At 37.7% G+C, this 22,608-nt stretch carries 16 protein-coding genes, 1 other RNA gene, 3 pseudogenes and 1 riboswitch; of the genes and pseudogenes, 7 read left to right on the top strand and 13 right to left on the bottom strand.

What is annotated here, in order from left to right; all coding sequences use genetic code 11:
* Positions 1-108: 108 nt before the first annotated feature.
* The 6 genes from AT683_RS06175 to proQ form a co-directional block, all read right to left on the bottom strand.
* Positions 109-747, bottom strand: a complete 639-nt coding sequence (locus AT683_RS06175) for an MBL fold metallo-hydrolase (RefSeq protein WP_014550683.1) — start codon at positions 745-747, stop codon at positions 109-111.
* A 9-nt stretch (positions 748-756) separates the two neighbouring features.
* Complete coding sequence (locus AT683_RS06170) at positions 757-1,512, bottom strand: TatD family hydrolase (protein ID WP_014550682.1); 756 nt, start codon at positions 1,510-1,512, stop codon at positions 757-759.
* A 51-nt stretch (positions 1,513-1,563) separates the two neighbouring features.
* Positions 1,564-2,124 carry a peptidoglycan L,D-endopeptidase MepK gene (mepK, locus tag AT683_RS06165; RefSeq protein ID WP_005650077.1) on the bottom strand — a complete coding sequence of 187 codons (561 nt, stop codon included), beginning with the start codon at positions 2,122-2,124 and terminating at the stop codon, positions 1,564-1,566.
* A gap of 15 nt (positions 2,125-2,139) precedes the next feature.
* Positions 2,140-3,609, bottom strand: coding sequence for a L,D-transpeptidase family protein (locus tag AT683_RS06160; RefSeq protein ID WP_014550681.1), 1,470 nt, complete (start codon positions 3,607-3,609; stop codon positions 2,140-2,142).
* Positions 3,610-3,682: 73 nt separating this feature from the next.
* On the bottom strand, positions 3,683-5,764 hold the full coding sequence (gene prc / locus AT683_RS06155) for a carboxy terminal-processing peptidase (protein WP_038441031.1): 2,082 nt from the start codon (positions 5,762-5,764) through the stop codon (positions 3,683-3,685).
* 27 nt (positions 5,765-5,791) lie between these two features.
* Positions 5,792-6,430 (bottom strand): RNA chaperone ProQ, encoded by a 639-nt coding sequence (gene proQ / locus AT683_RS06150; protein WP_005650069.1) that lies wholly within the window; start codon positions 6,428-6,430, stop codon positions 5,792-5,794.
* 184 nt (positions 6,431-6,614) lie between these two features.
* Between proQ and AT683_RS06145 the strand changes: the two genes are divergently transcribed.
* Positions 6,615-7,865: a paraquat-inducible protein A gene (locus AT683_RS06145; RefSeq protein ID WP_058222205.1), complete on the top strand. Its 1,251-nt coding sequence runs from the start codon at positions 6,615-6,617 to the stop codon at positions 7,863-7,865.
* Positions 7,849-10,494, top strand: coding sequence for a PqiB family protein (locus AT683_RS06140; protein WP_044364334.1), 2,646 nt, complete (start codon positions 7,849-7,851; stop codon positions 10,492-10,494). The genes AT683_RS06145 and AT683_RS06140 overlap by 17 nt, the downstream gene beginning before the upstream one ends.
* A 54-nt stretch (positions 10,495-10,548) precedes the next feature.
* Here AT683_RS06140 and moaE read toward each other — a convergent pair whose 3' ends face one another.
* The 4 genes from moaE to moaA form a co-directional block, all read right to left on the bottom strand.
* Entirely contained in the window at positions 10,549-11,001 is a 453-nt protein-coding gene (moaE, locus tag AT683_RS06135; protein WP_011272734.1) for a molybdopterin synthase catalytic subunit MoaE, read from the bottom strand.
* Positions 11,002-11,247, bottom strand: coding sequence for a molybdopterin synthase sulfur carrier subunit (gene moaD, locus AT683_RS06130; protein ID WP_011272735.1), 246 nt, complete (start codon positions 11,245-11,247; stop codon positions 11,002-11,004). It abuts the gene before it with no gap.
* Position 11,248: 1 nt separating this feature from the next.
* The gene (gene moaC, locus AT683_RS06125) at positions 11,249-11,731 is read right to left on the bottom strand and encodes a cyclic pyranopterin monophosphate synthase MoaC (RefSeq protein ID WP_038441025.1); all 483 of its coding nucleotides are present in this window, start codon (positions 11,729-11,731) and stop codon (positions 11,249-11,251) included.
* A gap of 91 nt (positions 11,732-11,822) precedes the next feature.
* Positions 11,823-12,836, bottom strand: coding sequence for a GTP 3',8-cyclase MoaA (gene moaA, locus AT683_RS06120; RefSeq protein WP_038441023.1), 1,014 nt, complete (start codon positions 12,834-12,836; stop codon positions 11,823-11,825).
* Positions 12,825-12,966, bottom strand: a riboswitch (molybdenum cofactor riboswitch). It overlaps the preceding gene by 12 nt.
* Positions 12,967-13,280: 314 nt before the next feature.
* Between moaA and ytfE the strand changes: the two genes are divergently transcribed.
* The gene (gene ytfE, locus AT683_RS06115) at positions 13,281-13,952 is read left to right on the top strand and encodes an iron-sulfur cluster repair protein YtfE (RefSeq protein ID WP_038441022.1); all 672 of its coding nucleotides are present in this window, start codon (positions 13,281-13,283) and stop codon (positions 13,950-13,952) included.
* A gap of 76 nt (positions 13,953-14,028) precedes the next feature.
* Here ytfE and rnpB read toward each other — a convergent pair.
* An RNA gene (gene rnpB / locus AT683_RS09290) (RNase P RNA component class A) lies at positions 14,029-14,405 on the bottom strand.
* A 160-nt stretch (positions 14,406-14,565) separates the two neighbouring features.
* Between rnpB and AT683_RS06110 the strand changes: the two genes are divergently transcribed.
* Positions 14,566-15,501 carry a KpsF/GutQ family sugar isomerase gene (locus AT683_RS06110; RefSeq protein WP_005689594.1) on the top strand — a complete coding sequence of 312 codons (936 nt, stop codon included), beginning with the start codon at positions 14,566-14,568 and terminating at the stop codon, positions 15,499-15,501.
* Positions 15,502-15,510: 9 nt separating this feature from the next.
* The gene (locus AT683_RS06105; protein ID WP_005689596.1) at positions 15,511-16,053 is read left to right on the top strand and encodes a KdsC family phosphatase; all 543 of its coding nucleotides are present in this window, start codon (positions 15,511-15,513) and stop codon (positions 16,051-16,053) included.
* A 355-nt stretch (positions 16,054-16,408) separates the two neighbouring features.
* Here AT683_RS06105 and AT683_RS10050 read toward each other — a convergent pair.
* Positions 16,409-16,723 (bottom strand): annotated as a pseudogene (locus AT683_RS10050) (transposase); the annotation flags it as partial.
* A gap of 1 nt (position 16,724) precedes the next feature.
* Between AT683_RS10050 and tnpA the strand changes: the two are divergent.
* A pseudogene (gene tnpA, locus AT683_RS09885) lies at positions 16,725-17,012 on the top strand (IS200/IS605 family transposase); the annotation flags it as partial.
* On the opposite strand, the pseudogene AT683_RS09425 reads toward tnpA, so the two are convergent.
* Positions 16,988-17,062, bottom strand: a pseudogene (locus AT683_RS09425) (CYTH domain-containing protein); the annotation flags it as partial. The pseudogenes tnpA and AT683_RS09425 sit on opposite strands and share 25 nt — an antisense overlap.
* Positions 17,063-17,443: 381 nt before the next feature.
* On the opposite strand from AT683_RS09425, the gene AT683_RS06090 reads away from it, so the two are divergent.
* Positions 17,444-22,495 carry a two-partner secretion domain-containing protein gene (locus AT683_RS06090; RefSeq protein ID WP_058222203.1) on the top strand — a complete coding sequence of 1,684 codons (5,052 nt, stop codon included), beginning with the start codon at positions 17,444-17,446 and terminating at the stop codon, positions 22,493-22,495.
* Positions 22,496-22,608: the final 113 nt, after the last annotated feature.

The raw sequence follows: 22,608 nt of genomic DNA, 5'->3' as shown, positions 1-22,608 counted from the left end.
ACATTTTGGAAATTAAATAAAAAACGTGGAAAAAATTTACCGCACTTTTAGGCTAATTGATCATTTATTTTGCACTTGATTGATCAATAACCTCCAAGAATTTAGGATTTAAGATTTAGGATTTAAAAATGGATTGCTCCGCTTTTCTTGCCCAATGGTTGTGTAAGATCCGTGTCCAGCGATAATAATAATATCGTCATTTAATGGGAGTAATTTTGTTCGAATTGAAGAAATCAATGTTTCATAATCCCCGCGAGGGAAATCGGTACGACCAATTCCGCCTTGAAATAATACATCGCCCGTAAACGCCACTTTTTTCTCGTGTTCAATAAAACCGATATGTCCTGGTGTATGCCCTGGTAAATGTAAAATCTCGAAATTAAAGCCATCTAATTTTAAAATTTCGCCCTCTTGATTAAACCAACGATCAGGCAAAAAAGCGTCAATATTTGGCAAGCCAAAACGTTGGGCTTGTTCGGGTAAACTCTCAAATAAAAATTTATCTTTTTCATTAGAACCCCAAATTTCAACGCCAAAATGTTGTTTTAATTGCATTGCAGCACCAACGTGATCTAAATGGCCATGGGTAATCAAAATCACTTTGAGATTTAAATCCAGTTCTTCAATACGTTGAATTAGGCGTTCGGCTTCGCCACCTGGGTCAATAATTGCGGCATTTTTTTCATCATCCCAAATCAAAGAACAATTTTGTTGGAATGCGGTAACGGGGATAATTTCGATATTCATTTTTGCTCCTTATAATCGATAAAACTGTTCAGTATTCAAAAGGATTTGCTTTTGAACAGAATGTAATGGCAAAGACTTTAATTCAGCTACTTTCTTCGCTACTGCAAATAATTGCTCAGAAATTACCGCACTTTCAAATCCCTCGTGTTGCCAAGGGCTATCCGTTTCAATCATCAAGCGATTTAAGGGTAAATGTTGAGCGACATATTGGGTTTTAGGGTTCCATAAAATATCAGGGGTTAGGCTTGCAAAATAGGGCGTAGAGAAAAATTTCTGAAAAGATTTTTCATCTGTCTTAAACCAGTGAAAATGAGCCCGTTGAATTTTGTGTTTCTGCAATAATTCAAGGGCAATTTCTACATCGTTATGTACAATATGCAAATTTAACGGTAAATCCCATTTTTTCGCTATCAGAATAAATCGCTCCAGTAATTCAATGTAAGGCGCGTAATCTAAATTCGGATTTTCTCGTTTAGAATAATGTGGCAAGCCCACCTCGCCAATCCCAGAAATCGATGAATGATGTTCGTCAATCCATTGAAATAATTTTTTTTGTTCTTCTAAACTAGGTAATTGCTGTTCAGGATGAAAACCAGCTGCAAAATAAAGTTTCTTTGGGTAAGTCTGTTTTAAATTCAGCAGTTTTTTAGCACTGTTGAGATTAGTACTCACCGCAAGCATACCTATAATCTTTGAATGAGCAAGTATTTGCTGAATATTCTCGTCAGAGAGTTGGTCTAAATGAAGATGGCTGTCAAATAACATTTCTTTTCCAATGAAAAACCGCACAAAAGTGCGGTTAATTTTACATTTGTTTTACACGCCTTTCCAAGTTCTCACAGGGCCTGTATCTACGTGAATGAAATTACTGGTTGGATAATAACCCACGCCACCATTTCGCAGACTTTCCGCAGAAGATTTCACTTTAATCAAAGGCACACCTGCAATACGAAAATCAATGGCTTTTCCTTTAATGTGATAACTATTTTTCGCTACGCCACGACTTTGGCGACGACGCATTGCATTAGTAGAGGCTGAACGATAACCACAAATTACTTCAATTTCAGCATTGCGTAAGCCTAAATTAGTTTGGATATTATAAAATTTCTGGAATAAATTTGGATCCATTTTATGCACTTGATTTGTCCTTTTATCACGCATTAAATAATCCAATTTTTTTAACATCGCAGGCGAAAAACCTTTTGCTAAAGAAAACTCGCCACTTAATCTTTCGCCCGTATTAATGTTGCGGAAAGTTAAAATACGAGGTTTAGGTGTTGAAACCATTGCTAATACAGAATTTGGTAAAATAGATATTCCTAACGCAATACCGCCCAGCGATAACCATTTTCGTTTATTCTGATCCACATAATTCATTATAGCTCCCTTATTTTATTGAAGATATTTTTTTACGAGATCCCAATTAATCTCAGCAAGATTAATCTGACGATCATAACCATAAATATCAGGTAAATTTACAATATTTCCGTTTTCAATCCACGCTGTAACATAATATAAAAAAACAGGATTATCCGAGCGTATCGGCGCAGAAGTGGTTTTTTTACTTGCTAATACTGTATTTTTTCGAGTTTCTGTCCAACCTGCTTCTTTTAATAAAATACTTGCCAATTGATCAGATTTTTCAACACGCACACAACCAGAACTTAACGCTCGATTTTTACGATTAAACAATCCGCGATTTGGCGTATCGTGTAAATAAATTGCATCAGAACTTGGCATATTAAATTTATAATTACCTAACGCACTATCGCCAGCCGCTTGTCGAACTCGATAAGGAAATTTATTACCAATAGATTCCCAATCAATAGAAGCAGGATCAACAACATTGCCTTGATTATCTAAAATTGAATAATTATGCTCCGTAATATAATTTGGATCGGCTTTCATTTTTGGCAATAAATCTTCATTAATTAAGCGAATTGGCGCATTCCAAGGTGGATTTACAACCACATTACTTAATTTGCTATACATTACAGGTGTCCTGCGCGAATCTGTGCCAACAATTACCCGAGATTCTAAAATTAAATCGCCATCACGATAATACTGTAATTTATAGCTTGGAATATTCACAAAAATTCCATTATGAAAATCAGGAATCACACGTAAACGCTGTGCATTCATTGCCAATTTTTGAGCAATATTTGATTCTTTAGAAGTCGGAATAAACATCGGCAATGATTGAACTGTTTGGCGATATAAATGATTTTCTCCCGCTAAACTTTGTATGAAATCAAGAAGTTGATTATTTTCCACCGCACTTAACCAGCGTTGAATATGATCATTTTCAGGCTGTTGTGCTTGATACTGAGCAGATGAATACAACCAATTAGATGCTTGAGAACGAACATTTTGTGTGTAATATAAGTAATCTAACAAAATATCACTTAATAACACATCATAAACCAATCCGCCTTGTTGTTCTACCAATGCCAATGTTTCTAGTGAAGTTGCCGACGATTTTGAAATACCGCTTGCCACCATTGCCGCATAATCACGTAACAATTGACGAGCTGCCGCATTGTCAGTCCATAACGGGGCATATTTACGAGAAGCATATAAACGCGCGAGTAAAGGCTTAAATTGTAACTTATGATCGCCTATTTCGTGTGTTAGCGTCATATTAAGCAATGTTTGTTTTTCTTCCGTTAAACGTTGCTGATCCGCATAAATGGCTTCTTCAAGCTCTTTTCTTTCTGCGAATGACAAATGGGAAAGATTAATGCCGTACAATGATTTAGATTGGTCATTTTTGCTCAAACCTACTAAAACACAACCCGACATCATCATAGATAATGATAAGGCGAATAATGATAACTTTAAGGTGCTTTTAAACACTACCATTTCCTAAACCTTTATTAAAATCACCGCACTTGTTGCTTTTCTCAAACAAAGTGCGGTCAAAACCATTTAGTATTTATTTTTTACTTTCCGTTTTTGCTTCGGATAGGCCGTTTGCTTGATTAATTTTCTGATCTGAATTAAAAATAACGAAATCAGCTGCTATTTTTTCAGCTTCTTTTAAGAAGAAATCTGGTGCTTCGTAATCTTTCGGCAAATCATCAATATCTTTCAATGCTTTCTTACCCTCACGTTTAAAACGTTCGTTCAAATCTTTTAAACGTCTTGCATCATCTTTATCATTCTCTGCTTTACGCATTTTATAATTCAATGATAGAAATTTTCGATCTCGGCGTTCATTTCGCACTTTCAATTCTTCATTCAATGCAACAAATTCAGGATCTTTAGCAATACGAGCAAGATGTTTTTCATTTAGAATATTTACTGCATTATCAATATAATCGATATTTCCTACTTCCATATAACTCGCTGATGGGATTTTATCCCAAGCAAGCGCATTATCTTCTTTATCTTCCCCATATTCTTTCGAATCTATAATTTCGGGGAAATTAATATCGGCTGCAACACCTTTTAATTGGGTTGAACCACCATTAATACGATAAAATTTTTGAATAGTATATTGCAAAACACCCAACGGGCTCTGATCTAAATCATAGATAAAATTTAACGAACGACTCTGTTGCACCGTACCTTTACCAAAAGTATTTTGCCCGATGATAATACCTCGACGATAATCTTGCATTGCTGCAGCAAAAATTTCTGATGCGGAAGCACTGTAACGATTAATCATCACAAATAATAACCCCTTATATTGTTGCGTAGCATCATCATCTTCATGAACACGAATACGCTGATAAGCATCGCGAACCTGCACAACAGGGCCATCGGCAATAAATAAACCACTTAACGCCACCGCTTCCGTTAATGCACCACCGCCATTTTCACGTAAATCAACAATAAGAGCCTCAGCTTTTTGATTTTCTAATTTAACCAGTAGTTTTTTGACATCTTCGGTTAATCCAATATAAAAACTTGGAATTTTTATTACCGCAATGTTTTTTCCTGACACTTTTTCAAAGGTTAGTTTAGCAGCTTGATCTTCAATACGGACTTTATCACGAACCAAAGTAATAATACGTGATTTTCCCCCTTTAGCAGGCTCAATTTCTAAGCGAACTTTAGTGCCTTTTTTCCCTTTAATTTTTTCTACCAAATCTTCTAAACGCCAACCAACAACGTCTTCAATATCGCCTGTTGCTTGCCCAACACCAATGATTTTATCCCCAGGATGCAGCTTTTTACTACGTTCCGCTGGCGCACCAGGTACAAGAGATTTGATGCTAATTTCATCATCTTCTGATTGTAAAGTAGTCCCAATGCCTTCCAAAGAAAGATTTATACTTTCATTAAAACTTTTTGCTGTTCTTGGGGAAAGATAACTGGTGTGAGGATCAATTTCACGCGCAAAAGCATTCAAATAAATTTGAACAATATCGTCTGCTTTTGTTTGCGTTAAACGACGAATGGCTAAATTATAGCGTTTTGTAAGCTTTGCTTTGATTTCTGACCATTTTTTATCTTTTAATTTAAGATTAATAATGTCATTTTTTACACGAGCATCCCAAAGTTTATTCGCATCAGCTTCAGTTTGTGGCGCAGCCGCTTTTTCACGATCAATTTCAATTTGATCTTGACCATTTAAATCAGGCTCTTTATCTAATAAAGATAACGCATAAGTATAACGTTCATAGCGACGTTTCATCATTACATCATAAATGTCAAACGCCGCAGAAAGATCGCCTTGACTCAACTGTTCATCTAACTTAGTACCATATTTTTGACGAAGTTCGTCTATATCAGACTGCAAAAAAGTATTGTGGCTAAAATCTAAATTTTTAATATAACGATCAAAAATTTTCTCGGAAAAATCATCATCTAATTTAATCTTACGATAATGGGATTGAGTTAATCTTGTCGTTGCACGCTTAGTTGCCAACTGGCTTTCTTCACTTATCGCTGGAATACTAATGTCACTTGGTTTTAATGTAGGTTGTACAGCAAATGCAGGAATTGCACTGCTCAAACACACCGATAACCACGCATAACAAATCACATTTTTTGACATTTTAAATTTCATAACCATTTCCGAGTCAATTTTTATTTATTAAGCAAATAAACGATCTGCAGCAACGTTCATAATCAAACCATTTTCAAGTTCAACACGTGCTGAATCTTTTAATACTTCTACCACTGTTGCTTTTTTAGCATTATCTCCAGCTTTAACTTTCACAACAGAACCAACAGAAATTTGTGAAAAATCAACCGCACTTAGTGATAATTTACTCTCTTTTTTAAGGTTTTTATTCGCAGGTTTACGCGGATGCTTTTTTTGTTGTGCTTTTTTAGCTGCAGCTTCTGCTTTACGTTTTTCCGCAAAACGCGCTTTCGCTTCAGCAAGTTGCTGTGCAGCGTGAGCAACGTGTTCTGCATCTAATACACCCGCAGGATTACCCTGTAAATCAACACGCACTGCACCTTCACGACAGCCATATAAATAACGCCAATTTGATGTGTATTGGCGAAGAGCCTGACGCAATTGGGTTTTACTTACGCGTTCATCATCTTGTAATGCTTCAGCTAAATCTTGAAATAAACCTATTTTTAATGGTTTTGCTTCGCCCTCTAAAACAAAGCAAAGAGGAAATTTTTCTGCTAAATAAGTAATGATAGCTTTTGCGTTGGTTAATTTTTGCACTTCCGTTTGCACATCTGTAACTTGAGATGATAATTGTGTGTCAGTCATAGTTATATCCTTGAGGCTATTAATAAAATAAAGATTTGCCTAGTTTATCGCACTTTTTACAAAATTAACAACGGATCCCGTTATGCTGAATAAATTTCACACAAAAATAACGCCAAGACTTCACAAATACGTTAAAACAACGATAGAATGGCACGTTTTTGATTTATAAAGAAAGACCACAAGCGTGCCTAAAACAAAGCTAACTTCGCCTCCATTTAAAATTTTAAAATGCACAGAATGTGATGCTTGCATTAACGTGCCTTCTATTCTTCAATCAAATGAACAAGCCGAATGCCCACGTTGTCATCATCTATTAGAAAGTGGTACGAGGTGGTCATTACATCGTTGTGCAATGATTGCATTATCTATTTTGATATTAATGCCCTTTTCCTTGAACTACCCCTTATTAAGTTTACATTTATTAGGCATTAAAATTGACGCCTCTATTTGGGATGGCATTTGGAAAATGGCAGTGGGTGGTTATGAATACACCGCGTTTATGATCTTTATTTGTGCAGTAGTAATGCCGATTACTTTTGCACTTTTAGTTATTATGCTTTGGCTGGCTAAGATTTTTCAGATAAAACCACGTAGTGTTTTACTATTTCTTGGTTACATTAAAGCTTGGGTAATGTTTGATGTTTATTTAGTGGCACTTGGGGTAACCATATTTAAAGTACGCGAATATGCAACATTAGAAATTAATATTTATTTAATTCCTTTTATTTTTACCGCACTTTTAACCACACTGCTTTTTATCAAACTTAATCTTTCCGCCTTATGGCAGGAATTTTATCCTGAATGTACTCCAGTTTATACAAAACAAGCTGTTGAATTATGTCCTGCTTGCCATTACACATTTACGCAAAAATCTATCTATTACTATCATCAACAAAAAATTTGTTGTCCCCGCTGCCAATCGCCTCTTAATACATCGGATAAGCTAAAATTACAAGCGACTTGGGCAACCTTAATTGCAGGGATTATTATGCTTTTTCCTGCAAATTTATTACCTATATCTGGCATTTATTTAACAGGTGCATTATCTGAAGATACGTTAATTTCTGGGGTTATTTCATTTGTTAAATCAGGTAGTTATTTTGTTGCTTTTGTTGTGTTTTTTGCCAGTATTTTCGTGCCTATCAGCAAAATTTTTATTATGCTTTATTTACTTGCTTGCGTGCATTTTAAATGGCAACATTCTATTAAATGGCAAATGCGTTTATTACATCTAGTACATTTTGTTGGACGCTGGTCTATGCTCGATTTATTTGTATTAGCCTTAATGATGTCGCTTGTCACACGCGGAGAAATCATTAATTTTACCGTAGGGCCAGGCGCATTTTATTTTGGCGCAGCCGTATTTTGCACTATGCTTTCCACCTCACAATTTGATAGCAAATTAATTTGGAAAATTTATGACAGAGAAAAATAATTCCTCCTCAATAGAAGAAAAATATCAAGAAATAACAGCCAACTTACGTAAAACAAAACGCATTTCGCCTTTTTGGCTATTGCCTTTTATCGCATTATGTATCGGGGCAATTTTATTCTTCCAAATTGTGAAAGAACGCGGTACTAGCATTACAATTACTTTTGCTAATGGTTCTGGCATTGTGGCAGATAAAACTCAAATTCGTTATCAAGGATTACAAATTGGCATAGTAAAAGAAGTTCATTTCACTGATAACCTACAAAAAGTAGAAGTTATTGCAAATATCAATCCTGAGGCTTCAAATATTTTACGTGAAGACACAAAATTTTGGCTTGTACAACCAAATGTTTCCCTTGCAGGCATTTCAGGATTAGATTCTCTCGTGTCAGGTAATTACATCACTCTTCAACCGGGTGATGGCGATCGTGAAGATGAATTTATAGCAGAAGAACAAGGGCCTATTGCGCAAGTTTCAGCAGGAGACTTGTTGATCCACTTAATTTCTGATGATTTAGGTTCGATTTCTATTGGTGCGTCCGTGTATTTTAAAAAATTACCTGTAGGAAAAATCTATGATTACCGTATTAATAAAAACAATAAAGTAGAAATAGATGTGGTCATTGATAAAGCCTATGCCAAGTTTGTGAAAAAAGATTCACGCTTTTGGAATATTAGTGGCATTAACGCTAATATTAGCCCGTCAGGCTTAAATCTAAATGTAGAAAGTTTAAATGCCGTTGTACAGGGGGCGGTTTCTTTTGACTCTCCAGCTGACAGCCCAAAAGCAGATGAAAATAGTCATTTCACGCTCTATACCAATTTAAAAGCGGCTAAACGTGGGATTGAAATTAAGATAACTATTCCTGCCTCTACCGCTCTTATTGCAGGGCAAACGGAAGTTTATTCTCAAGATAATGCTATAGGGATTCTCGCCAAGCTAAGTGCGGTGGAAAATAACGATGAAATTTTAGAAGGCAGTTTATTGATCGATCCAAACCAAGCCTCTTTGTTTAAAGCAAATAGTAAAATTGTCCTACGCAATAAAAAAATGGATCTAGGCAATTTAGCAGAACCAAAAAAATTCTTTCGTGACGAATATTTTGATGTGATTGCGGGAGACGGCGAAACTAAACATCAATTTAACGTGATTAAAGAAAATGAATTATTACTCAATGCACCTAACACGTTAGTTTTAACCCTCACTGCGCCAGAGAATTACGGCGTCAGCGAAGGGCAAAATGTGTTTTATAACAATATGATAATTGGGCAAATTGTTTCACAAACAATTGATGTAAATGGCGTGCAATTTAAAGCAGCAATTGCCTCTGAATACCGTAATTTAATTCACGAAGATACTCAATTTGTGGCTGCAACCAATTTCGATATAAGCATTGGATTAGATGGATTGCGTTTTGAATCCGCGACACCAGAAAAATGGTTACAAGGTGGTGTTCGAGTACTAACAAAACAAGCTCAGGGAAAAGCTAAAACCAGTTATCCACTTTATCAAAATATTAGCAATGCAGAACACGGTATCACAGGCGATATTCTTACGCCAACAATAACCTTACATACCCAAACATTACCAAGTATTGATAAAGGCTCTCTCGTCCTATATCGTCAATTTGAAGTAGGAAAAATTTTAAGTATTAAACCTAAAACGAATAGCTTTGATGTAGAAATTTATATTTATCCTGCCTATCAACATTTATTGACAAATAAAAGCCGTTTTTGGGTAGAAAGTGCGGCGAAGATTGATGTCACACCGAAAGGCATTAGTATTCAAGCAACACCACTTGCACGTTCCTTAAAAGGGGCGATTAGCTTTGATAATGGTGGTTCAGGCAATAATCGAACACTTTATGCAAATGAAAGCTATGCAAAATCTATCGGGTTTGTCATCACGTTAATCACAGATGATGCAACTAATCTTAGCAAAGGAATGAATCTGCGTTATTTAGGCTTAGATGTGGGGCAAATTGACAGCATTCAGCTTGATGCAAAAGCGAAACGCATCACTGCAAAAGCCCTAATAAATCCAAATTATATGAATATAATTGCAAAAGAAGGTTCTCACTTTACGATAATCTCGCCACAAATTTCAGCAGGTGGAATAGATAACCTTGATAGTTTATTACAATCTTATATTGATATTGAAATTGGTAATGGCAACACAAAAACACAATTTAATTTAGCGCAAACGGCACCACAGCGTAATAAATTTAGCAATGGCACACCGTTTATTTTAGAAACGCGTGATGCGATGAATTTAAGTGAAGGTTCGCCAATTCTTTATCGAGGTGTAGAAGTTGGCACAGTGAAAAAATTTGAACTTAATAGTCTTGGTGATCGTGTATTAGTGCATATTACAATTATGCCGAAATATAGCCATCTTGTTCGACAAAACACAGAATTTTGGATCGCATCAGGCTACGACTTTAGCTTAGGCTGGAAAGGTGCAGTATTTAATACGGGTAGTGTTCAGCAGTTGCTAAAAGGTGGGATTTCTTTCTCCACACCAGCAGAAAAAGAAATCCAACCGCAAGCACAGCCCAACAAACGTTTCTTGCTTCAAATAAACCGCCCTGAAGAAGTGCAAACTTGGGGAAGTGGTGCGTTATCAAAATAACATAAATGAAAATATTTAATCTGCACCTTAATGAATTAGGGTGCAGGTAAGCGATTACCATTTTTCTAATGCTTCTTTATCGCTCTCTCTTGCTTCAATCCAACGCTCGCCTTGATTGGTTTGTTCTTTTTTCCAGAACGGAGCTTTGGATTTTAAAAAATCCATAATGAATTCATTGGCGTGATAAGCATCTCCACGATGTGCGGAACTTACCCCCACTAAAACAATTTCATCGCCAGTTTGTAAAAGCCCAACACGATGAATTACCGATACACGTTGAATATCCCAACGCGCTGTCGCTTGTGCAACAATTTCATTCAACGCTTTTTCAGTCATTGCGGGATAATGTTCTAAATACAAACTAGATACTGCATCGCCTAAATTAAGATCGCGTACTTTACCAACAAATATAACCGTTGCACCAACCGAATGTTGTTCAGAAAGCCATTGATAAACGGCATTTTGATCAAAAGGCTGTTCTTGTACCGAAATTTGAATATCCGTCATTTAGCCCCCTGTTACTGGTGGGAAAAAGGCAATTTCATCGCCATTTTTTACCGCACTTTCTAAAGGCATTAAGGTTTGATTAATTGCCACTAAAAGTTTACCTTTTTCCAGTGCCAATGCCCACTTATCGCCTTTTTGAGCAAGGTGTTCACGCACCGCTTCCGCAGTGGCAAAATCATCTTCTAATTGAATGGCATCAACGCCAATTAATTCACGAGTTTGAGCAAAAAATAAAATATTTAACATCTTATTTTTCCTCCGCAATAAAATGGCCTGATTTTCCACCGCACTTTTCTAACAGGCGAACTTTCTCAATCACAATGTCTTTCTGCACAGCTTTACACATATCGTAAATGGTTAAGGCTGCTACGCTTGCGGCAGTTAGTGCTTCCATTTCTACGCCAGTTTTTCCAGTTAATTTGCAAAGAGATTGAATACGAACTTGATTGGTTTCAAGTAACGGTTCTAAATTTACTTCCACTTTGGAAAGTAACAACGGATGGCAAAGCGGGATAAGCTCCCAAGTACGTTTTGCAGCTTGAATACCCGCAATACGAGCCGTAGCAAAAACATCGCCTTTGTGATGTTTACCTTCCACGATCATAGCAAGGGTTTCTTTAGACATGGTAACGATGGCTTCAGCATGGGCTTCACGAACTGTCTCTGCCTTTGCAGAAACATCCACCATATTGGCTTCGCCTTGAGAATTGATATGTGTAAATGTAGTCATAATATGATAAAAGTGCGGTTAAAATATTAAATGTTTTAAATAAGCGACAAAAGAACGCAGATGAATATTACCATTCATCTCACTTTGCTTTTTAGCCACCAATAGAAGCTAAATGATTTCTTACACCAGTATCGCCGATATGCAAATAATGATGTTCACGTTTGCCTTGAAGTGCGGCAAAAATACGAGCCTGTAAAATACCTTGCTGTTCGTGCGACTGCAATAAATCACGTAATTCAATGCCTTCTTCGCCAAATAAACAAAGATGAAGTTTACCTTTTGCTGACACTCTTAAACGATTGCAACTTGCGCAGAAATTCTTCTCATAAGGCATAATTAAGCCAATTTCGCCTGCATAATCAGGATGCGTGAATACTTTAGCAGGACCATCAGTGTGAGATTTATGCTGTAATGTCCAACCATTTTTCAGCAATTTATCCGCTAAGACTTGTCCTGAAAGATGGAATTTATCAAAGAAACTATCCATTTCGCCCGTTTGCATCAACTCAATAAAGCGCATTTGAATTGGGCGATCTTTCACCCAAGCGAGAAATTGTTCAAATTCTTTATCATTCAGATTTTTCATCAAAACTGAATTAACTTTGACTTTGTTGTAACCCACTTCAAATGCACGATCGATACCACGCATCACGTCATCAAATTTATTGATACCTGTAATTTGATGGAACATTTTCGGATCAAGGCTATCAACACTAACGTTAATAGACGTAATCCCTGCTTGCTTCCAATCAGCCACATCTTTTGCCATGCGATAGCCGTTTGTCGTGACGGCTAATTGACGAATGCCATCAATGTTAGCAATGCTTTCGGCAATAGAAATAAAATCTTTGCGTAAAGTCGGTTCGCCACCCGTTAAACGGATTTTCTCTGTGCCCATTTCAGCAAACGCTTGAGCAAGATGGATAATTTCTTTTAAGGTTAAGAAACTTGGTTTGTTAGCTTCGGGTTGATAACCATCAGGTAAACAATAGGTACAACGAAAATTACACTGATCAGTAATCGACAGTCGTAGATAGTAATATTGACGTTGGAAAGGATCGACTAAGCGAGACTCTCCTACGTTCTTGATAGGAATGGATTGCATTTTACACCTTTCTAAATATGGAGAGGATAAACCGTTTCCAGCGTATCCCTGAATAACACACGGCGTTATTGGCTTGCCACCGTATTTCTTCTGAAACTTAGGCTAAACAAGCTCGGAGTTATGCGTTAAATTTGATTTGTCGTCATTCTAAAAGATTTCACTTCATAAACACAATCAATAATATTGATGAAAATCAGTATTTTCCTAAATTCTTAAAAATCAATTATATAAAAAAATACATAATGAATTTAAAGCTGGCTCATTAGTGATAATTAATCCTATTTATATTAATAACCATAAATTTTTAGCTGATTATTATGAGGTATTTTTATTGATTTAAATCATAATTTAATCAATAAATAAATTTCTCTACTTTTCATAATCAGAAAAATATCCTACCATTTTTATCGGATTTATTTTTACTAATCAATATAGGAGTGATTTATGTCTTTTGCCCAACAAAAACTTAGCGAACTCGCTGTTTCAATTCCAGGTGCAACTAAAATTTTTCGTGAATATGATTTAGATTTTTGCTGCGGAGGTTCTGTATTATTAGAAGTCGCAGCACAACAAAAGAATCTTAACCTTGCTGAAATTGAAAAACGTTTAACTGATTTACAACAAAGTAAAGCAGAAAATAATGATAAAGATTGGACTTCGGCATCTTATGCAGAAATGATCGATCACATTATTACTCGTTTTCATAATCGCCACCGTGAACAACTCCCTGAATTAATTACATTGGCGGAGAAAGTAGAAAATGTACATGGTGATCGTGATGACTGCCCTATCGGCGTAGCAGCACAATTAGAAAAAATTTATGCTGAACTTAGCCAGCATTTAATGAAAGAAGAACAAATTTTGTTCCCAATGATCAAAATGGGGAATTATGCTATGGCCTCAATGCCAATTCGTGTAATGAAAATGGAACACGATGAAGCAGGACAAGATGTGGAAGTGATCAAATCGCTTACTAATAACTGCACACCACCTGCAGATGCTTGTTTCAGTTGGAAAGCCTTATATAGCGGTATTAATGAATTTATTGATGATTTAATGCACCATATTCATTTGGAAAATAATATTTTATTTCCACGTGTATTAAACGAAAAATAATTCAATTTTCATCAAAAAATAACCGCACTTTAATCTATTCCAAAAAACAAATTAAAGTGCGGTCATTTCTATAAAAATTTTGAGTTGGTCGATAAGCCGAGTTCTGTCGTGGACAATCATTCCTCTAGGCGACAAATTACTCTGCCGCTCAAGCAACCTACCCGAATCCTGAGCGGGCCACTCATTGGATTCCTATTTGGTCTTGCTACGAGTGGAGTTTACCCTGCTGCCAACCGTTACCGGAGGCACGGTGCGCTCTTACCACACCCTTTCACCCTTACCGTTTACACGGCGGTCTGCTCTCTGTTGCACTGGTCGTCGGCTCACGCCGCCCGGACGTTATCCGGCACTCTGCCCTGTGTAGCTCGGACTTTCCTCTCGTTTACTTGTCCCACTAGGTCGTATAAATACGGTTAAGGGCTTCAATAAACCAGCGATTGTCTAACCAACTCGGCGCATAGTATAGGGGCAATCACTAGTGCGGTCAATAAAATCCCCAATTTTTGAATATTACTCGTCAATCTTATCAGCAATAATGCCTAATTTTTCATTCGTATTTTTTTATGATTCCGCTAAAATAGCGCCAATTTCAACCGCTCTTTTAGGAAGAAAAATGAACTATCTAAAAATTGCACAGGATTCCCTTTTTGTGGAAAGCAACGCGCTTTTGAAACTCAGCCACCGTTTAGGCGAGGATTTTAATCAAGTCGTGGATTTAATCCTTGCCTGCAAAGGTCGATTAGTCATCGGCGGAATAGGGAAATCGGGTTTAATCGGAAAAAAAATGGTAGCTACCTTTGCCTCTACTGGCACACCAAGTTTCTTTTTACATCCGACAGAAGCCTTTCACGGCGATTTAGGTATGTTAAAACCAATTGATATTGTGATGTTAATTTCCTATAGCGGCGAAACCGATGACGTCAATAAACTAATTCCAAGTTTAAAAAATTTTGGTAATAAAATTATTGCCGTGACGAGTAACAAAAATTCCACGCTCGCACGCCATGCAGATTATGTTTTAGATATTACTGTTGAGCGTGAAGTCTGTCCAAATAATCTCGCGCCAACAACCTCCGCACTTGTCACGCTTGCCCTTGGCGATGCACTCGCCGTATCGCTTATTACGGCACGCAATTTCCAACCAGCTGACTTTGCTAAATTCCATCCAGGTGGCAGTCTTGGTCGTCGTTTATTATGTAAAGTGAAAGATCAAATGCAAACTCGCCTGCCAACCATTTTACCCAATACCAATTTTACAGATTGTCTGACCGTGATGAATGAAGGGCGAATGGGCGTTGCCTTGGTGATGGAAAACGAGCAACTTAAAGGCATTATCACGGATGGCGATATTCGCCGCGCACTCACCGCCAATGGTGCAGAAACGCTGAATAAAACAGCCAAAGATTTTATGACAAGTTCCCCCAAAACTATTCATCAAGACGAATTTTTATCAAAAGCAGAAGACTTTATGAAAGCGAAAAAAATTCACTCGCTAGTCGTTGTTAATGATGAAAATCACGTGGTGGGTTTAGTGGAATTTTCAAGCTAAGGAATTTCAATGCAACAAAAATTAGAAAATATTAAATTTGTTATTACTGATGTAGATGGCGTACTCACTGATGGACAACTTCATTATGACGCCAATGGCGAAGCCATCAAAAGTTTTCACGTTCGCGATGGTTTAGGCATAAAAATGCTGATGGATGCGGGTATTCAAGTGGCAGTGCTTTCTGGTCGAGACTCTCCTATTTTACGTCGTCGCATTGCCGATCTTGGTATTAAATTATTCTTTCTTGGCAAACTTGAAAAAGAAACCGCTTGTTTTGAACTCATGAAACAAGCAGGCGTCACTGCCGAGCAAACCGCTTATATTGGCGATGATAGTATAGATCTCCCCGCCTTTGCAGCGTGTGGAACTTCTTTTACTGTGGCTGATGCCCCTATTTATGTAAAGAATACTGTTGATCATGTACTTTCTACTAATGGAGGAAAAGGCGCATTCCGTGAAATGTCCGATATGATTTTACAGGCACAGGGAAAATCTTCTGTGTTTGATACCGCCCAAGGTTTCCTAAAATCAGTGAAAAATATGGGGCAATGATAACTAATTCGTCAGTGTTATTGCTTAGTAAAACGAAGTAACCGCAAATATTGCCTATTTATCGCCCACTTATTGCCCCATTAACAACTCATCTCTATCTTCTTTGACATCCTCCCCGCCCTAAAGGACGGGGATTCCTAGCAGCTCCCACGCTTTGCGTGGGCTACTCTCGGTGGGTTCTTATTGCTGACCTCTCAATGAAGTTCACTTCACAAGCTCTACGGCTGTGTCCCAGCCTGATATTTACGCTTGGACGGCAAAGCTAGCTCTCACCCACACTCCAAAATGTTTAACGCCCCAACCACATCCGCATTTTCTGTATAGCAACATTCTACGCATTCAAAATCAGCCTGCGTTTGGCGATTTTCGCCTTTAATTTCTGCCAGTTTTGGCTAAATTTAATCTTGTTTTTAAGTTGGCGTTGTAGTTTTGCCAGTTTGCCTTTGTGGGTTTTAAAGACATTCAACGGCTCAAAATATTTACCGCTTGAAAGCGTTGCAAAACGGGCAATACTCATATCTATCCCAATTTCTCCGCCTTAATGCATTGGGATTTCATATTCAGATTCCGTTTGAATACTGACAAAAAAACGACCGCACTTTTGGCTAACCGTGACGTTTTTAATTTCGCTGACGACATCACGACTGTTGCGATAGCGAACCCAACCGATATACCGCCGTGATGTTTTTACAAAAGCGATTTTAGATGATCTCAATTTGATTTTCGAAAGCGTCTGCAATGATTTTGAAGCAAAATCAATCAAGTTTGACGGCGAAGACGCTCACGTTCATTTACTCATTGAATATCCGCCGAAAGTGGCTGTTTCTACGCTAGTAAACAGCCTAAAAGGTGTATCAAGTCGAATGATTAGAAAGAAAAATTATCCAAGTATCCGAAAAAAACTTTGGGGCAATCAGCTTTGGTCACCATCTTATTTTTCAAGATATTGTGGCAATTCAATACCTATTTGTGGCGAGATCGCCAATTTTAATTCAATTTCTTGTAGCATAATATTTCCCCCACTCAAATAAACTGGTTGAATATACAATACAAATAAATCAAGATTTTTGTGATGACAAACAACAATTACAACAGCTTCTTTGCAATCTATATGCAAATATTTTAAAAAAATAGTATAAATCCGCCATATAAAATGGTATAATCTTTCATCTTTCATCTTTCATCTTTCATCTTTCATCTTTCATCTTTCATCTTTCATCTTTCATCTTTCATCTTTCATCTTTCATCTTTCATCTTTCATCTTTCATCTTTCATCTTTCACATGAAATGATGAACCGAGGGAAGGGAGGGAGGGGCAAGAATGAAGAGGGGGCTGAATGAACGCAAATGATAAAGTAATTTAATTGTTCAACTAACCTTAGGAGAAAATATGAACAAGATATATCGTCTCAAATTCAGCAAACGCCTGAATGCTTTGGTTGCTGTGTCTGAATTGACACGGGGTTGTGACCATTCCACAGAAAAAGGCAGTGAAAAACCTGTTCGTACGAAAGTACGCCACTTAGCGTTAAAGCCACTTTCCGCTATGTTACTATCTTTAGGTGTAACATCTATTCCACAATCTGTTTTAGCAAGCGGCTTGCAAGGAATGGATGTAGTACACGGCACAGCCACTATGCAAGTAGACGGCAATAAAACCACCATCCGTAATAGCGTCAATGCAATTATTAACTGGAAACAATTTAACATTGACCAAAATGAAATGGTGCAGTTTTTACAAGAAAGCAACAACTCTGCCGTATTCAACCGTGTTACATCTGACCAAATCTCCCAATTAAAAGGGATTTTAGATTCTAACGGACAGGTCTTTTTAATCAACCCAAATGGTATCACAATAGGTAAAGACGCAATTATTAACACCAATGGCTTTACTGCTTCTACGCTAGACATTTCCAACGAAAACATCAAGGCGCGTAATTTCACCCTTGAGCAAACCAAGGATAAAGCGCTCGCTGAAATTGTGAATCACGGTTTAATTACCGTTGGTAAAGACGGTAGCGTAAACCTTATTGGTGGCAAAGTAAAAAATGAGGGTGTAATTAGCGTAAATGGCGGTAGCATTTCTTTACTTGCAGGGCAAAAAATTACCATCAGCGATATAATAAACCCAACCATTACTTACAGCATTGCTGCACCTGAAAATGAAGCAATCAATTTAGGTGATATCTTTGCTAAAGGCGGTAATATCAATGTCCGTGCTGCCAATATTCGCAATAAAGGTAAACTTTCTGCTGATTCTGTAAGTAAAGATAAAAGCGGTAACATTGTTCTTTCCGCCAAAGAAGGTGAAGCGGAGATTGGCGGTGTGATTTCCGCTCAAAATCAACAAGCCAAAGGTGGTAAGTTGATGATTACAGGCGACAAAGTCACATTAAAAACAGGTGCAGTTATCGACCTTTCAGGTAAAGAAGGAGGAGAAACTTATCTTGGCGGTGACGAGCGCGGCGAAGGTAAAAACGGCATTCAATTAGCAAAGAAAACCTCTTTAGAAAAAGGCTCAACAATTAATGTATCAGGCAAAGAAAAAGGCGGGCGTGCTATTGTATGGGGCGATATTGCGTTAATTGACGGCAATATTAACGCTCAAGGTAGTGGTGATATCGCTAAAACCGGTGGTTTCGTGGAGACATCAGGGCATGATTTATTCATCAAAGATAATGCAATTGTTGACGCTAAAGAGTGGTTGTTAGACCCGGAGAATGTATATATTAATGCAGGAGACGCAGGGCGTAGTGACACTAATTTAGAAAACGAAGAATACACAGGAACAGGAGAGAGTGCTGATACTCCAAAACGAAACAATAACACAAAGACAACACTAACAAACTCAACGCTTGAGAAGATATTAGCAAGAGGCTCTTTTGTTAATATCACTGCCAACAATGAAATCAGAGTTAATAGTGATATCAATATCGGAGGCAACTCCCACCTAACCCTCTGGAGCAGCAAAAATAAAAACAGTGGCGTTCTGATTAATGGCAATATCACTTCTACTGCTAACGGAAACTTAACCATTTACTCTAGCGGATGGGTTGATATTCATAAAAATATTACGCTTGAATCAGGACGCTTAAACATTACAACTAAAGAAGGAGATGTCGCCTTTGAAAAAGGGAATAACCTAACCATTACAGGTCAAGGAACTATTACAGCAGGCAATAATAAAGGCTTTAGATTTGAAAATGTCTCTCTAAATGGCACTGGGACTGGCTTGCTTTTTAATCTCAGTAGACCACAAAAAAACAATAGTCTCGTCACAAACTATTTTAATGGGACTTTAAATATTTCAGGAAGCGTAAATATCTCAATGATTCCACCTAATGCTACAAGCAATTGGTACAGCAGATACAAAGGGCGAACCTATTGGAATATAACCCACTTAAATGCCTCCGAAGATAGCAACTTTAACCTTACTATTGACTCCTCGGCAGAGGATGGCTCAGCCCCTCTTTTATCCAGTTATACCTTAAACGGCATATCATTCACCACAGATACCACCTTTAATGTTAATAAAAATGCAAAAGTCAACTTTAACATCAAAGCACCAATAGGGACTATAAATCAATACAATAACCTGAATTACGCATTATTCAATGGGAACATTTCAGTTTCAGGAGGGGGGAATGTCACCTTCAGGCTTAACGCTTCATCCTCTAACCAGCAAACCCCTGGCGTAATTATAAATTCTAAACACCTTAATGCTTCAAAAGGGTCGAGCTTAAGATTTGAAACTACAGGTTCAACAAAAGTCGGTTTTTTAATAAATAATGATTTAACTTTAAACGCCACTGGAGGCAATATATCGCTCTTGCAGGTTGAAGGCATTGACGGGATGATTGGTGAAGGCGTTGTAGCTAAAAAAAACATAACCTTTACTGGAGGCAATATCACCTTTGGCTCCAAGAAAGCCATAACAGAAATCAAAGGCAATGTTACTATCAATGAAAACACCAACGCCACTCTTATCGGTTCGGATTTTAACGATCATAAAAAACCTTTAAATATAAAAGGAGATGTCGTCAATAGAGGCAACCTTACCGCTGGCGGCAATGTTATCAATATAGGCGGAAATCTTACCGTTGAAAATGGCGCCAATCTTAAAGCTATCACAAATTTCACTTTTAATGTAGGCGGCTTGTTTAACAACAAAGGCAATTCAAATATCTCCATTGCTAGAGGAGGGGCTAAATTTAAAGATATCAATAACACCAGTAGCTTAAATATTACCACCAACTCCGACACCACTTACCGTACCATTATAGAAGGTAATATAACCAACAAAGCAGGTGATTTGAATATCATTGATAATAAAGGTAACGCTGAAATCCAAATTGGCGGCAACATCTCGCAAAAAGAAGGTAATCTCACGATTTCCTCCGATAAAATCAATATTACCAAACAGATAACAATCAAGAAGGGTGTTAACGGAGAGAACTCTGATTCAAGTACGAAAAGTCAAGCCAATCTAACCATTAAAACCAAAGAATTGAAATTAACACAAGACCTAAATATTTCAGGCTTCAACAAAGCAAAGATTGTAGCTAAAGATAGTAGTAATTTAACTATTGGTAATAGTGATGATAGCGGCAATACTAGCGCTAAAACAGTAACTTTTAACAATGTTAAAGATTCAAAAATCTCTGCTGACGGTCACAAGGTGACACTAAATAGCAAAGTGAAAACACTTAGTGATAATGATAACAACACTGAAGGTGGCAGTGACAACAATACCGGTTTAACTATTACTGCAAAAGATGTAGAAGTAAACAACAATATTACTTCTCACAAAACAGTGAACGTCTCTGCGGCAAATGGAGGGATTACCACTAAAACAGGTACAACCATTAATGCAACCGCCGGTAACGTGGAGATAACCGCTCATACAGGCAGTATCCAAGGCGGAATTGAGTCCAAGCCTGGCTCTGTGACAATTGTGGCAGGCGGCGATACTCTTGCTGTAGGTAATATTTCAGGCAACGCCGTTACTGTTACTGCAAATAGCGGTGCATTAACCACTTTGGCAGGCTCTACAATTAAAGGAACCGAGAGTATAACCACTTCAAGTCAATCAGGCGAAATCAACGGTGACATTAACGCAGAAAGTGGGGCGGTAACTGTTACAGCAAATACTGGTAACTTAAGTGTTGCAAATATAACCAGTAAAACCGCAAGCTTAACCGCATCATCGGGCGAATTGACCACCCAAACAGGCTCTACGATTACTGGAACCGAGAGCGTGACCACTTCAAGCCAATCAGGTAATATCGGCGGTAAAATTTCCGGCAAGACAGTAAACGTTAAAGCAACTAATAGTTTAACCACCCAAGCAGACTCAAAAATTGAAGCGACTGAAGGCGAGGCTAATGTAACAAGCAAAACAAGCATAATTGGCGGTACAATTTCTGGTGGCACAGTAGAAGTTACCGCGACCGAAGGTTTAACCACCCAAGCAGGCTCTACGATTACTGGAACCGAGAGCGTGACCACTTCAAGCCAATCAGGTAATATCGGCGGCATGATTTCTGGTGGCAAAGTAGAAGTTAGCGCAACCAAAGATTTAATTACTAAATCCGGTTCAGAGATTAAAGCAACGGCGGGCGAGGTGAATGTAACAAGTGCAACAGGTACAATTGACGGTACGATTTCCGGTAATACGGTAAATGTTACAGCAAATACTGGCGATTTAACTGTTGAAGATGCCGCAAAAATTGATGCGACAGGAGGAGCCGCGACCCTAACTGCAACATCGGGCAAATTAACCACTAAGGCTAGTTCAAGCATTACTTCAGCTAATAACCAGGTAAACCTTTCAGCTAAGGATGGTAGCATTGGGGGAAATATCAATGCTGCTAATGTAACACTGAATACTACAGGCGCTCTAACTACCGTGAAGGGTTCAAGCATTAACGCAAACAGCGGCACCTTGGTTATTAACGCAAAAGACGCTGAGCTAAATGGTGAGGCATCAGGTAACCATACAGTAGTGAATGCAACCAACGCAAATGGCTCCGGCAGCGTAATCGCGACAACCTCAAGCAGAGTGAACATCACTGGGGATTTAATCACAATAAATGGATTAAATATCATTTCAAAAAACGGTATAAACACCGTACTGTTAAAAGGCGTTAAAATTGATGTGAAATACATTCAACCGGGTATAGCAAGCGTAGATGAAGTAATTGAAGCGAAACGCATCCTTGAGAAGGTAAAAGATTTATCTGATGAAGAAAGAGAAGCGTTAGCTAAACTTGGCGTAAGCGCTGTACGTTTTGCTGAGCCAAATAATGCCATTACGATTAATACACAAAATGAGTTTACAACCAGACCATCAAGTCAAGTGACAATTTCTGAAGGTAAGGTATGTTTCTTAATCGGCAATGGTGCAACAATATGCACCAATATTGCTGATATTGAGCGGTAGTGGTCAGTAATTGACAAGGTAGATTTCATCCTGCAATGAAGTCATTTTATTTTCGTATTATTTACTGTGTGGGTTAAAGTTCAGTACGGGCTTTTACCCACCTTGTAAAAAAT

The sequence above is a fragment of the Haemophilus influenzae genome, assembly GCF_001457655.1.
GTDB classification, from domain to species: domain Bacteria; phylum Pseudomonadota; class Gammaproteobacteria; order Enterobacterales; family Pasteurellaceae; genus Haemophilus; species Haemophilus influenzae.
The sequence above is the reverse complement of the archived record's forward strand: the minus strand, read 5'-3'. Positions and strand labels throughout refer to the sequence as shown.

Coding starts and splice junctions, on each gene's coding strand:
- AT683_RS06175 (WP_014550683.1), bottom strand. CDS start 747: ATGAATATCGAAATTATCCCCGTTACCGCATTCCAACAAAATTGTTCT.
- AT683_RS06170 (WP_014550682.1), bottom strand. CDS start 1,512: ATGTTATTTGACAGCCATCTTCATTTAGACCAACTCTCTGACGAGAAT.
- mepK (WP_005650077.1), bottom strand. CDS start 2,124: ATGAATTATGTGGATCAGAATAAACGAAAATGGTTATCGCTGGGCGGT.
- AT683_RS06160 (WP_014550681.1), bottom strand. CDS start 3,609: ATGGTAGTGTTTAAAAGCACCTTAAAGTTATCATTATTCGCCTTATCA.
- prc (WP_038441031.1), bottom strand. CDS start 5,764: ATGAAATTTAAAATGTCAAAAAATGTGATTTGTTATGCGTGGTTATCG.
- proQ (WP_005650069.1), bottom strand. CDS start 6,430: ATGACTGACACACAATTATCATCTCAAGTTACAGATGTGCAAACGGAA.
- AT683_RS06140 (WP_044364334.1), top strand. CDS start 7,849: ATGACAGAGAAAAATAATTCCTCCTCAATAGAAGAAAAATATCAAGAA.
- moaE (WP_011272734.1), bottom strand. CDS start 11,001: ATGACGGATATTCAAATTTCGGTACAAGAACAGCCTTTTGATCAAAAT.
- moaD (WP_011272735.1), bottom strand. CDS start 11,247: ATGTTAAATATTTTATTTTTTGCTCAAACTCGTGAATTAATTGGCGTT.
- moaC (WP_038441025.1), bottom strand. CDS start 11,731: ATGACTACATTTACACATATCAATTCTCAAGGCGAAGCCAATATGGTG.
- moaA (WP_038441023.1), bottom strand. CDS start 12,836: ATGCAATCCATTCCTATCAAGAACGTAGGAGAGTCTCGCTTAGTCGAT.
- ytfE (WP_038441022.1), top strand. CDS start 13,281: ATGTCTTTTGCCCAACAAAAACTTAGCGAACTCGCTGTTTCAATTCCA.
- AT683_RS06110 (WP_005689594.1), top strand. CDS start 14,566: ATGAACTATCTAAAAATTGCACAGGATTCCCTTTTTGTGGAAAGCAAC.
- AT683_RS06105 (WP_005689596.1), top strand. CDS start 15,511: ATGCAACAAAAATTAGAAAATATTAAATTTGTTATTACTGATGTAGAT.
- AT683_RS06090 (WP_058222203.1), top strand. CDS start 17,444: ATGAACAAGATATATCGTCTCAAATTCAGCAAACGCCTGAATGCTTTG.